The sequence below is a fragment of the Psychrobacillus sp. FSL K6-2365 genome (assembly GCF_038003165.1).
Classification (GTDB): Bacteria; Bacillota; Bacilli; order Bacillales_A; family Planococcaceae; genus Psychrobacillus; species Psychrobacillus psychrodurans.
Window position 1 is genome coordinate 3,175,787 of record NZ_JBBOOO010000001.1, and the last position, 12,310, is coordinate 3,188,096.

At 36.7% G+C, this 12,310-nt stretch carries 13 protein-coding genes and 1 tRNA gene; 2 read left to right on the forward strand and 12 right to left on the reverse strand.

The genetic code is table 11. The features are described from left to right. Nucleotides 1-183: 183 nt before the first annotated feature. Together MKY29_RS15915 and MKY29_RS15920 are read right to left on the reverse strand one after the other, a co-directional pair. Nucleotides 184-984 carry a TPM domain-containing protein gene (locus MKY29_RS15915; protein ID WP_340880264.1) on the reverse strand — a complete coding sequence of 267 codons (801 nt, stop codon included), beginning with the start codon at nt 982-984 and terminating at the stop codon, nt 184-186. After that, nucleotides 984-1,562, reverse strand: a complete 579-nt coding sequence (locus MKY29_RS15920; RefSeq protein ID WP_340880265.1) for a LemA family protein — start codon at nt 1,560-1,562, stop codon at nt 984-986. Before MKY29_RS15920 ends, MKY29_RS15915 begins: the two co-directional genes overlap by 1 nt. A gap of 509 nt (nt 1,563-2,071) precedes the next feature. Between MKY29_RS15920 and MKY29_RS15925 the strand changes: the two genes are divergently transcribed. Next, entirely contained in the window at nt 2,072-3,010 is a 939-nt protein-coding gene (locus MKY29_RS15925; RefSeq protein WP_340880267.1) for a catalase, read from the forward strand. Between the two features lie 100 nt (nt 3,011-3,110). On the opposite strand, the gene MKY29_RS15930 is transcribed toward MKY29_RS15925, so the two are convergent. Then, nucleotides 3,111-3,182 (reverse strand) — tRNA-Arg (locus MKY29_RS15930). A 165-nt stretch (nt 3,183-3,347) separates the two neighbouring features. On the opposite strand from MKY29_RS15930, the gene clpP reads away from it, so the two are divergent. After that, entirely contained in the window at nt 3,348-3,944 is a 597-nt protein-coding gene (clpP, locus tag MKY29_RS15935; RefSeq protein WP_090566771.1) for an ATP-dependent Clp endopeptidase proteolytic subunit ClpP, read from the forward strand. A gap of 478 nt (nt 3,945-4,422) precedes the next feature. On the opposite strand, the gene MKY29_RS15940 is transcribed toward clpP, so the two are convergent. The 9 genes from MKY29_RS15940 to hisIE all read right to left on the reverse strand — a co-directional run bounded on the left by MKY29_RS15940 (nt 4,423) and on the right by hisIE (nt 12,275). Next, complete coding sequence (locus MKY29_RS15940) at nt 4,423-4,848, reverse strand: hypothetical protein (RefSeq protein ID WP_340880268.1); 426 nt, start codon at nt 4,846-4,848, stop codon at nt 4,423-4,425. Between the two features lie 399 nt (nt 4,849-5,247). Further along, nucleotides 5,248-5,505, reverse strand: coding sequence for an HPr family phosphocarrier protein (locus MKY29_RS15945; protein ID WP_090566768.1), 258 nt, complete (start codon nt 5,503-5,505; stop codon nt 5,248-5,250). An 18-nt stretch (nt 5,506-5,523) separates the two neighbouring features. Continuing rightward, complete coding sequence (whiA, locus tag MKY29_RS15950) at nt 5,524-6,465, reverse strand: DNA-binding protein WhiA (protein WP_093495007.1); 942 nt, start codon at nt 6,463-6,465, stop codon at nt 5,524-5,526. Between the two features lie 28 nt (nt 6,466-6,493). After that, nucleotides 6,494-7,465, reverse strand: a complete 972-nt coding sequence (locus tag MKY29_RS15955; RefSeq protein ID WP_093495008.1) for a gluconeogenesis factor YvcK family protein — start codon at nt 7,463-7,465, stop codon at nt 6,494-6,496. 4 nt (nt 7,466-7,469) lie between these two features. Further along, a complete protein-coding gene (gene rapZ / locus MKY29_RS15960; RefSeq protein WP_090566762.1) occupies nt 7,470-8,354 on the reverse strand; it encodes an RNase adapter RapZ in 885 nt (294 codons plus the stop codon). Nucleotides 8,355-8,357: 3 nt separating this feature from the next. Further along, nucleotides 8,358-8,828, reverse strand: a complete 471-nt coding sequence (locus MKY29_RS15965; RefSeq protein ID WP_090566759.1) for an NUDIX hydrolase — start codon at nt 8,826-8,828, stop codon at nt 8,358-8,360. 196 nt (nt 8,829-9,024) lie between these two features. Beyond that, nucleotides 9,025-9,975 carry a thioredoxin-disulfide reductase gene (trxB, locus tag MKY29_RS15970; RefSeq protein WP_093495009.1) on the reverse strand — a complete coding sequence of 317 codons (951 nt, stop codon included), beginning with the start codon at nt 9,973-9,975 and terminating at the stop codon, nt 9,025-9,027. Nucleotides 9,976-10,043: 68 nt separating this feature from the next. Further along, nucleotides 10,044-11,570: a tetratricopeptide repeat protein gene (locus MKY29_RS15975; RefSeq protein ID WP_090566753.1), complete on the reverse strand. Its 1,527-nt coding sequence runs from the start codon at nt 11,568-11,570 to the stop codon at nt 10,044-10,046. A 78-nt stretch (nt 11,571-11,648) separates the two neighbouring features. Further along, nucleotides 11,649-12,275, reverse strand: coding sequence for a bifunctional phosphoribosyl-AMP cyclohydrolase/phosphoribosyl-ATP diphosphatase HisIE (gene hisIE, locus MKY29_RS15980; RefSeq protein WP_340880269.1), 627 nt, complete (start codon nt 12,273-12,275; stop codon nt 11,649-11,651). Between the last annotated feature and the right edge of the window lie 35 nt (nt 12,276-12,310).

Below are 12,310 nucleotides of genomic sequence, written 5' to 3' on the forward strand. Positions count from 1 at the left end.
AAGAAAATCCCTGCATAATTTCAAGTATCAAAAAAGGACACCTTCTGTTTAAATTTAAGTATCCTACTACCAAATTCTAAACGAAAGAAGTGCCCTATTGTTTAAAGACTTTTAACATGAATCAACTAATTTTAACGCTAGTTTTTAAATCTGAAATTACAAAAATGATATTGCTTTTTTCATTCACCACTTACGACCCGCTCCTCCACCTCCAGAGCTACCACCGCCGAAACCTCCAAAGCCACCACCAGAACTTCTTCCGCCTCCGCCAAAACCTCCACCGAAGCCTCCTGGACCGAATACCCGTCTTCTACCTGAACCGGTACCACCACCGCCTCCAGACATCATCTGCATAATCAAATAAATAACAACTATGCCGACGATAATCATAGGAAATGAGAATCCACCACCAGAAGAACCTGCAAGTGGGGAAGGTTCCTCCGGACTCGCCAACTCGCCGTCCCAACCATACTCAGTAGCTACCTGGTTATATAAAAGTTGATATGTAGATAGGATAGCTCCCGGTGCATTTCCTTGCTCTAGAAAAGGGTAAGTGTACTCATCTAATATCCTTCCAACTTTTCCATCAGGTAAGGCACCCTCTAAACCGTAGCCAACGCCAATATAAACATCACGATTACCGCTTTTATTTGGATCCATTTCCAGGATTAATAGGACCCCATTATCTTTTTCCTCATCACCAATACCATATCCACGCATTACATCTACTGCATAGGTCGCAACATCCTGTCCATCTAAAGACTCGACTGTCATTACAACAATTTGAGAACCAGTAGCATTTTCTAAGTTTTGTCCAAGCGCTTCAATCTCCTGCTCCTGCTCTTCTGAGAGAACATCATAGAAATCCTGGACATATAGTTCCCCAGGTATAGCAGCTGGATAATTAGATTCAGCAAGTGCTAATAATGGGAATAATGAAGTGAGGAGAAGTGCAAATGATAGGACACGAGCACTTTTCTTCATCACTCTCCATCTCCTTCAAAATCGACTACTGGTGCTTCCTCCGCTCCCTCGGCTGATTGGAAGTATTCTTTCTCATCAAAGCCAAACATAGAAGCTACTATACTCCCTGGCATACGCTTTACTTTTTTATTGTAATCCGAAACAACTGTATTATAATCTTGTCTAGCTACAGATAGTCTATTTTCTGTACCAGCAAGCTCATCCATCAATTGCTTAAAGTTGGCGTCCGCCTTAAGATCTGGATAATTCTCCACAACTACTAATAATCTGCTCAAAGCTCCTGATAATTCATCATTCGCCTCAGCTTGTTCTTCTGGTGTTCCAGCCCCTGCCAACTTAGTTCGTGCATCTGCGATATTCCCAAGAACTTCCTCTTCATGTGCTGCAAAACCTTTAACAGTATTAACTAAGTTTGGGATTAGATCCATTCTTCGTTGTAGCTGATTTTCCACTTGTGCATACGCATTATTAACATTTTCTTCTTTGTCAACAAATCCGTTATAGCTTGCCATAAATACGCCCGCAATAATAGCAATAATTACAATGACAATAATAATTGGCACTAGTAACTTTTTCATCTCTCTCACCTCTTCAGTAAATATAGTATTATTGTACCTTTAATTCGAAAATACAAAACCTAATATTATTTACGGAATAAGGAAATTTAAGTTTCAATTACCGTAATGATGTTCAATTGATGTATTACTACTTTTAAATATTGGATCCATTGTTTTATTCCTTAATAAAAAGAAGAGCATGTATCCGAGTGATCATCGTTAAGAGAGAATGCTAATTGGATGAAATTTCCGTTTAGCAAGTAAACTCCTCCTTAAAGCAAGTAAACTTCAGCAGAACGCAAGTATCCGATAAAGAGTGCAAGTAACTCTTACTTAAGAGCAAGTAAGCCAACATCTATCGCAAGTAAATACATTATTGGAGATAAAAAAGGTTTGGATTTTCCAAAGATGAGCATTCTTTTTGCTGCAAATGACTACTTTTCAGTACTTCATTGTTTAGTTAATTTATTCAGTGGTAATGATTATTAAATGATATCTTTCTTTGCATTCTAAAAAATGAGGTGATTTTGATGAGCAATACACTACCACAAGATGCTATTAATACGTTGGAACAGCTTCAAGGGAAATTCCCTGGCAATCGTCGTGCACATGCAAAAGGCGAATTTTATGAAGCAGTTTTTACTCCAAACGGGAAAGCAATTCCTTATACAACAGCACCCCATCTTCAATCAGAACCAGTGCCCGCTACAGTCCGTTTTTCTAATAGCCCACCAGATCCTACTGCAGCAGATTTCCTATCTCCGGCAAAAGGAATGTCTATTCATTTTCATCAACCAGATGGTTCTACTAGTCATCAAGTATGTACCACCATTCCGATGTTCATAACAAAAGATCCAAAAACTTTTATTGAAATGCTGAAAATTTTAGGCTCTCATAAAACGGGGGTTCATTCAATTGATCTAGGTCTAGGAATTGTACAACTTCTCACTACCTTCCCAGAACATAAAAAAACATTACTCGCACTAAAAGAACAGCTAAAGCAACCCCCTATTAGTTACGCTGCTCTGCATTATTATCCTATACATGCTTTCTATCTTGTGAATGCTGAAGGTAAGCGGCAAGCCATAAAATACGAGTGGCGTCCCTTAAAGGAGAAAAAATCATCTTCCTTCCTTAGCAGCATTAATTTGTCCACAAATTATTTAAGTGAGGATTTAGAGAAACGACTCGATAAAGGAACTGTATCGTTCGAGTTATTTATTCGATTAGCAGAGGATACAGACGCAACAGATGATCCTACCGATACTTGGCCAACAGACAGACAAAAGATTTTAATCGGTCAATTAACAATTAATAAAAAAATATTTCCTACAGAAAACCTATTGTTCGACCCTACTATCGTTGGAAAAGGCATTGAATTACCCGATGATCCAATTCTCCATTTTAGACATGAGTCTTATGCAGTATCGTACGATAGAAGAAATAAAGAAAACAAAAAAACACCCTAAGCATATAGGGTGCTTTACATAACTTGTTATACCTACCGTCACTTTTATGAGAAAAGTAGGTGGGGGATGAAAAATCCCCACTGTTGGTAGTTTTACTTTATGCCCTCGGCGAGGATCGAACTCACATTCCAAGCTTCGGAGGCTTGTGTGTTATCCATTACACTACAAGGGCAAGCGACTTATCTATTATACAAATAGAAGGAATATAATTCAAGCGAACTTTTTCAAGCTTAATATTTGACCTTCCTTGACCATAATGTGTATGATAAAGTTACAACTGAGGGAACCTTTCTCAGTAACTAACTAATTTAAACCACCTTTGAAGGAGGCAATCAGGATGAATTTAATTCCTACTGTTATTGAACAAACTAATCGTGGAGAGCGTGCATATGACATCTACTCTCGATTATTAAAAGATCGCATTATTATGCTTGGAAGTGGTATTGATGATAACGTATCTAACTCAATCGTTGCTCAATTATTATTCCTAGAAGCAGAAGATCCAGAAAAAGACATCTCTATTTATATTAATAGCCCAGGCGGAAGTATCACAGCTGGTATGGCAATTTACGATACAATGCAGTTCATCAAACCTGATGTACAAACAATTTGTATCGGTATGGCAGCTTCTATGGGTGCTTTCCTACTTACAGCTGGTACAAAAGGTAAACGCTATGCGCTTCCAAATGCTGAAGTAATGATTCACCAACCACTTGGTGGAGCACAAGGGCAAGCAACAGAAATCGAAATTGCTGCAAAACGTATCTTATTCTTACGCGATAAATTAAATAACATCATGGCTGAGCGCACTGGTCAACCAATTGAAGTCGTTTCACGTGATACAGATCGTGATAACTTCATGACAGCTGAACGCGCAAAAGAATACGGCTTAATCGATCACATTATCGATCGTAGCGAAATGAAAAAATCATAATAAATTGATTTAAACTCCCAAAGGTATATTCCTTTGGGAGTTTTTTATAGTACTTGATTTTTTATTTAGGTACTAACTATAAGCATCTAATCCTCAATCAATACCGTGTATATGGCCAATTATAATATTTAATATCTTTAAAGTTTATTGGTTCTGGATGGTGAATATATTGTTCATCAGCTCTGGAAAATCACATATAATTTCTGTCGCAGCTATACTAAGCATTTCTTTTTCTTCCTCTGTAGGAATTTCATCAAAATATACTTTCCAAATAAGATTATTATTTTCAATTTTTGCGTAAATAACTTTTGTATTTTTAGTTATAGCACGAAAAAGTGCTCTTTGCGCACTTTAAAATTAGTGCGATATTTGGTTTATTAATATTTTCCAATCCATATCTCCTTTACAAACAAGGTATATTTCCATTTCTACATAAAAGGTTCACCTAAATTTTGATACACCCTTTTTATGAAAATACTTAATTCAATAACTTTTCTATTTCCTCTATAAGCTCATCATTATTATTTATGCTATACCCTGCACTAATTTTATGGGGAAATACAATTCTATTTTCACCAACAAATATATACATTTGGTCATCCGGATTCGATGTTGATACTATCCTGTATTTTGCATCAAGTGGAGAATAAGAATCATCCGTTCTTTTTAGCTTCAGTTCTTTAAATAGTTCCTTAATTTCCGTTTGATTTTTTTCAGATATATTAATTTCTGTAAAAGTTAAATTATTTATTTTCTCTATGCTTAAACTAGTTTCGCTTCTGAAAAACTCCTCAGTCAATACGTTTTCTATTTGTATATTATTCGATAATTGAATTCTTACTAACACAATTGAGATTAAGAGAGTTATTACCACAAGAATGAATATTTTTTTAGTATTTTTCATACAACCACCACCTTATTTTGCTCTTCAATGAATGGTAAGCAGTTTATTTCACCCAATGTAAATAGTTATTCTGCAAATACTTTCTAATTCCTTTATATTGGATAATTCAGCTTAGTTAAGAGTTCAAGACAAAGCAATACTAAATCTTCAATTTGGATACTACTCACTTAATTGATTGTAGTGAAAGGTGGCGACTCCAGCGGGATAAGCGAGAAAGTTGAGACCCCGCAGGGAAGAAGCGTAGCGCCGCCCGAGGAGGCTCAACCTCGCCCGCGGAAAACGGCCACCTGAAACGAAAATAAGCAGAATATTATATAGTCTTTACTCTTCAAGACACATTTTTTCTCAAATAAAAAAAACCGCCCTTTCGTCTAAATTGACTAGTGAGGCCGTTCATTTTTAAGATTCACTCGAGATGAAATTAGCTAGAGCTTCTACTGCTTCCTTTGCATCGGAACCATCAGCACTTAAACTTACCTTTGTTCCTTTGCTGATTGCCAAGCTCATAATTCCCATAATACTCTTCGCATTTACTTTTTTAGTATCTTTTTCTAAATAGACGTCTGCGATATAACGATTTGCTTCTTGTACAAAAAGTGCAGCCTGTCTTGCTTGAAGTCCTGAAGATAATTTTACTTCTACCTGCTGTTCTGCCATTGTCTACTCCCCATTTCTTTAAATTGTCTCTCCATTGCGAAGCGCATCTGCTATTTCATCTATTTTTCGCAATCGGTGATTTACACCTGATTTACTCACATTGCCAGTAGAAACCATTTCACCTAGTTCTTTTAGTGTAACATCTTGATACTCTACTCGTAACCTAGCTATTTCACGAAGTTTTTCTGGTAATTGATCTAAGCCGATAGAATTCTCGATAAACCGAATATTGTCTACCTGGCGAATGGCTGCACTGATTGTTTTATTCAGATTCGCCGTTTCGCAATTAACAAGACGGTTTACACTATTTCGCATATCTCGAATGATACGGACATCCTCAAATTTCAGTAAAGCTCTATGGGCTCCCACAATACTTAAGAAGTCAGAAATCTTTTCTGCTTCCTTTAAATATGCGACAAACCCTTTTTTTCGTTCTATTGTTTTCGCATTCAGTTCATATTCATTCATTAAATCTACCAGTGCATCACTATGTGTTTTATATGAAGAATAAATTTCTAAGTGATAAGATGAGGTTTCCGGATTATTAACCGACCCTCCTGCTAAAAAGGCTCCTCTTAAATAAGCTCGTTTACAGCAACTCTTTTGCACAAGCTCTTTGGAAATGGAGTATTCAAATTGAAAACCATCCATTAAAATTTGAAGATCCTCTAACAGGTTTTTTGCCCCTTCGCGAATACGACAAATATATATATTGTTCTTTTTCAATCTCATTTTCTTTCGAACAAGTAATTCAACTTGATATGGGTATAACGATTTTATTAATGTATATAGTCTTCTAGCAATAGCTGCATTTTCTGTTTGAACGTCTAAGCTTAACATTTTGTTGCTAAATGAAAGTGAACCATTCATGCGTATGAGTGCAGAAAGCTCTGCTCGTGCACAACAAGGTTCTGACTCTTCCTGAGTCATCTCTTTTTTAGTTTCAGAAGCAAACGACATATTCCGTTTCCCCCTTTCTCCTCGACGGTTAAACTTTTAACCCGTCTGCGTATTCTACAAGCCATTTCGCTACTTCCGTTGCATCGTGCCGAACAGCACCGTCATGAACGACTGAAATGTCTTTTTTTACTATATCAATATTCAACTTTTCTAGTTGGTCAATATCTATTCTAACAGGAGATGCCTGTTCTTGTTTATATAAATATCTCACATTTTCAGGAATTTCTTCCTTACTTATTAACACAGCATCCAAGAAGTTCTCACCGACATGTTCGATCAATGCACTTACATGATCATAAGCCGAATAATTACCAGTCTCACCAGCCTGTGTCATTAAATTACAAATATAAACTTTCTTCGCTTTAGATTTTCTAATCGCTTTTTGTATATCTTGCACTAATAAATTCGGCAAAATACTTGTATATAAACTTCCTGGACCAATAACAATAACATCAGCTTGTCGAATGACATTAATAGTTTCTGGTAACGGTTTCACATCTGGAGGAGTAATAAATACTCTTTCAATTTTCTTGCCATAGCACGGGATTTTAGATTCTCCCTTTACGGTCGTTTGATCTTCAAATATAGCATTTAAAGTTACTATTTGATTGGCCGCCGGTAGCACTTTCCCACGAATATTTAGTACTCGACTCATTTCAGTTACGGCATGGGCAAAATCACCTGTTATGGATGTTAATGCAGCTAGCATCAAATTCCCCAGTGAATGCCCTTCCAATTCGGCTGAATGAGAAAATCTATACTGGAACATTTCCTCCACTAATGGCTCGACATCTGAAAGAGCCGCTAATACATTTCGAACATCTCCAGGAGGTGGTATATCATATTCATCGCGAAGTCGCCCAGAGCTTCCTCCGTCATCTGCAACTGTTACGATTGCCGTAATATCCAGTGGAAATTTTTTCAAGCCACGAAGTAACGTAGACAGACCCGTACCTCCACCGAGTATAACTAGTTTTTTACGGCGTTTTGTAGGTTCCATTCCTTCATTCCTTTCTTATGACGACATCACGATGCGTAATAATGGTTTTGTCTTCTGCTCGCAATGACTTTCCAAAGTATTCTGCTAATGTAACAGAGCGATGCTGCCCTCCGGTACATCCAAATGCAATTACTAGTTGGGTTTTTCCTTCTCTTTTGTATTGAGGAATCATGAAATTGAACAAATCCGTTAGCTTCTCGATTAATGTTTTAGTGTCAACCCATTTTAATACGTAGCTGGATACCTCTTCGTTAAGTCCTGATTTCAAGCGTAGCTCTTCTATATAATATGGATTAGGAAGAAAACGTACATCAAATACTAAATCCGCATCTATTGGAATACCATGCTTAAATCCAAAGGACATAACGTTTACAGTAAATACTTGACTGCTTTTAGAAGAAAATTCTTCTTGTATTTTTTCTCTCAGTTCTCGAGGTTTCATCTTGGAAGTGTTGTAAATGTATTGTGCTCTCCCCTTTAAATCAGAGAGCATTTGTCTTTCTTTTTTAATACCTTCTAAAGGTAATCCAGAGTTTGCAAGCGGATGAGAACGACGTGTTTCCTTATACCTTCTTACCAATACTTCATCACCGGAATCCAAAAACAATAATTTAGGCGTAACAGTTGTTGTCTCCTGTAGCTCATTAACAGAGTCTGCTAAAGAATGGAACATTTCCCCACCACGCAAGTCCATCACAACTGCAATATTTCGAGGTTGTTTATTCGAATCTATCATTAGTTTGATGAACGTACTCAATAATTCCGGTGGTAAATTATCAATGCAGTAATAGCCAAGATCTTCAAAACTTTGGATAGCCACTGTCTTTCCAGCACCCGACATTCCAGTAATTATTACAACTTCCGTTTCGTGCTTTTGAAGACTATCCATTGCTCATTCTCCCTCCGTTGATTGCTGAATCGTTTCCTTTATCAAAGAAAAATCAGGTGTATATACAAATGTTCCATATTGTGTACCTTTTTCTTGAGCTGCAAATAATAGATTTGTTCTATCGCCTTCAGCCATTGGAAGATGGTGTAAGTCTTCGACAGAATGCCATTCTAATACACCTTCTGTTGTTACTTCGAAAGGTATTCCTTTTATGTCTTTAGCGACAAAAGTAAATAACATCCATTCATCTATACGCTTTCCATCTTCCTCTATGACCATTGTATATATTCCTTTTAAATGAGGTTGTACAGGCACTGTATTCGTTTCTTCTGTAAATTCACGTACCGCGGAAACTAAAATAGATTCACCCATCTCCATTTTACCACCTGGTGCTACATACCAATTTCTTCTTGGTTTTTTTAATAATAAAACTTTATCATCTTTACATACGAGTAGGTTTGCTATTCTTTGCACAAATCATCACTCCGCATCTTTCATCTTCATAAATTATATTATACATTAAATTTCATAAAAAGAGGCTGCTTCACGATTAAAATCGCGAAACAGCCTGTCCAAATGTTTCTTATATAAAAAGGGGGTCAATTTATATTCTTTACTATACACTTTATTTATTTCAAGACTATTACAATCCGGTTAAGATAAAATTAAATTAAGCGTTTGTAATTGTTTTGTCTTTCAAATTTTCAATATAGTGTTGCGCAGCTTGTGCAGCAATACTTCCATCTCCTGTAGCAGTGACAATTTGACGAAGCATTTTCTCACGAACATCCCCTGCGCCGAATATCCCAGGTACAGTTGTTTCCATTTTCTCGTTTGTTACAATATATCCACCGTCATTTAAAATACCTAAATTCGCGAAAGGTTTCGTTAATGGAAGCATCCCTACATATACGAATACGCCGTCTGTTTCAAATTCTCTTTCAGTACCGTCCACAGTAGACACTAAAGTAACACTTGCTACTTTTCCATCTTTTCCATGAATCTCTTTTAATGTAGTATTCCAGATAAAATCAATTTTCTCATTTGCAAACGCACGGTCTTGAAGAATTTTTTGCGCACGTAGCTCGTCACGACGATGCACGATGGTTACTTTGTTCGCAAATTTAGTTAGGAATGCACCTTCTTCAACAGCAGAGTCTCCTCCACCTACAACTACAAGGTTTTTCTGTTTGAAGAATGCCCCATCGCAGACTGCACAGTAACTAACTCCACGTCCACCTAACTCTGTTTCTCCTGGAATACCCATTTTTTTATATTCTGCACCAGAGGAAATAATAACTGCTAACGCTTTATATTCTTTTCCACTAACTTTAACTGTTTTGTAATCCTCACCGTTAACAATTTCCGAAACATCTCCGTATGCGTATTCAGCACCGAACTTTTTCGCATGTTCGAACATTTTAGTAGAAAGCTCTGGCCCTAAGATCATTTCAAATCCAGGATAGTTTTCCACTTCCTCTGTGTTCGCCATTTGTCCACCTGGGATCCCACGTTCGATCATTAATGTGGAAAGGTTTGCACGAGATGTATATACTGCAGCTGTCATTCCTGCAGGTCCAGCCCCAATTATAATTACATCATAAATTTTATCTTCAGTCATTTAGATTCCTCCTACATTGCTACTATCTTCAATCTATAGGATTTTTTCATACGCTTCAACTATTTTGCTTAGGAGTCGAAAAGGGGCAAAAATTGCATCAGTTCGTTAATATATTTAGTCAGTGTATTTGTTGTGATGCCATATTGCTCTGCATAATATTTTTTCGTTACATTTTTAGAGCGCGATGATTCAAACATATACTCCGTTGCTGCTGCTAATGCACGTGGATTTTTGAATCCATAGGCTTTCTCTAAGCCACGTTCTACTAGAACAAACCACATTTGAAATAGAAATGTATCTTCATGCTCTAAAGGCTTATATTTATCATACAATAGGTCTGTTGCTGCAATAACACGTAAAAAAGCTTTCTCTGCAGGAGACTTTTCATCAAAATCATGTCCTAAAGAATTAGCAAGGAATAGTTTCTCCATCGTTGTTAGATCATCTACAACAATCCATTTAGGATGGGAAATAATTTCTTGACGATGCTTAGACTTTCCTAATAAATAAAATCCATAAATACGTTCACTCACATGCTTATGCTCTATCTTTTCTAAAATATATTCCTTTTGAATTTTAGAAGCAGCTTCATCAGATTCACTTTTTACTGGTAGCCACGGTTCAAATCCAGCTTTTTCCGGATCTAGCTTCAATAGTGCTTTCCAAGCATTTTTAGCTATCTCTTCATGCCCAGAAAAATAAGCCGAATGGGAAAGCCAAAAATAAAATCCTGGATCACCTTCAAAACCTTTTCGTTGTAAACTTCTAAGCCACTTAAATGCTTGTTCATATTTGCCTATTAACGCAAATGTCGCACCTAACTTATAGCGATGTTCAACAAAATAAGGGTTTATCTTGGTTAGTAATCCTACGATTTCTTCCAGCTCTTCTTCATTTTTTTCATAGTAATGAATCACAGCTAAATTGCATAGTGCGTGGATATTTCCTCTATTTTCATTGAGTACATCATGTAGCAAAGCCTTTGCCTGTTCTTCTTCGCCAATATAAAAATAAGCAAGTGCCAAATTATTGAATGCTGCCCAAAAATCTGGATGGTCCACTACGATGGATTCTAATAATTCTACCGCCTCAGCAAACTTACCTTGCTCCATCAATCGTCTCGATTTTTCTTGTAAAAACAGCGCTTCACCAGAAGGCGTATCTACCTGAAGTGATACCACATCCTCTTGCTCCGTGAAGTCTACAATCTCCATTGCTTCTTCCGTGTATTCCCCTTGGATATCCATCTCCAAATACATTTGGGCGAATTTGTTCGCTTCAACAAAATTTCCTAGATGGGCATTTACCTCCGCCAAAAAGAATACAATTTCTGATTCGTTATGGTCAATTGCATGGGCACTTCTCAAAAGCTCATGCGCTAGTTCAAAATTATCTATTTCCATTTGTAATATCGCGTACTGTAGTAATATCATGGGATCATTTGGACTTAGTTCTGCTGCTCGTTTTAAATATTTATGTGCTTTTTCATATTGTTCTTTTTGTAGTTCATCTAAAGCTTTTTTATAGTAGTATTCACCCGTAGGTAAAAACGAAATTATATTTTCTCTAAGAACTTTTTTACTTTTTTTATTCAATATAATCCTCCGAAAAATAATAAGGAACGTTTAAAAAAACGTCCCTTATTAGTATATCCTTCAGTATACCACATATATTTACTTTTTATCTGCTTTGGCATCATGTCTTTTTTGCAGTACTTGCAGTAGATCATAGAAGCTTACTTGTTGGTTTTGTAGAAGAACTAACAGATGATAAAGAAGATCTGCTGCTTCCCATTTCAACTCTTCCCCATCATTATTTTTGGAAGCGATTATAACTTCGGATGCTTCTTCTCCAACTTTCTTACAAATTTTATCTACACCTTTCTCAAACAGGTACGTCGTATATGCACCTTCTGGCATAGACTGCTGTCTTTCTTCTATAGTATTGATGAGAGTTGTTATTGTATTATATCCTACGGTGTCATCTAGTTTTTCTAATGTATTATGAAAACATGTATCTTCTCCAGTATGACATGCTGGTCCTGTTGGTAGTACCTCTACTACTAATGCATCCGAATCGCAATCTGACTTAATAGAAACTACCTTTTGAGTATTCCCAGAGGTTTCCCCTTTATGCCAAAGTTGTTGTCTACTACGGCTAAAAAACCAAGTTTCCCCAGTTTCGACTGTTTTTGCATAGGCTACCCCGTTCATGTAAGCAAGTGTTAACACTTCTCTTGTAATGGCATGCTGTACGATTACAGGTATTAAGCCTTTTTCATCATAAGTTAAATTAGTCATAATTGTTCTACTCCTCTTTCATTCGAAGTATACGA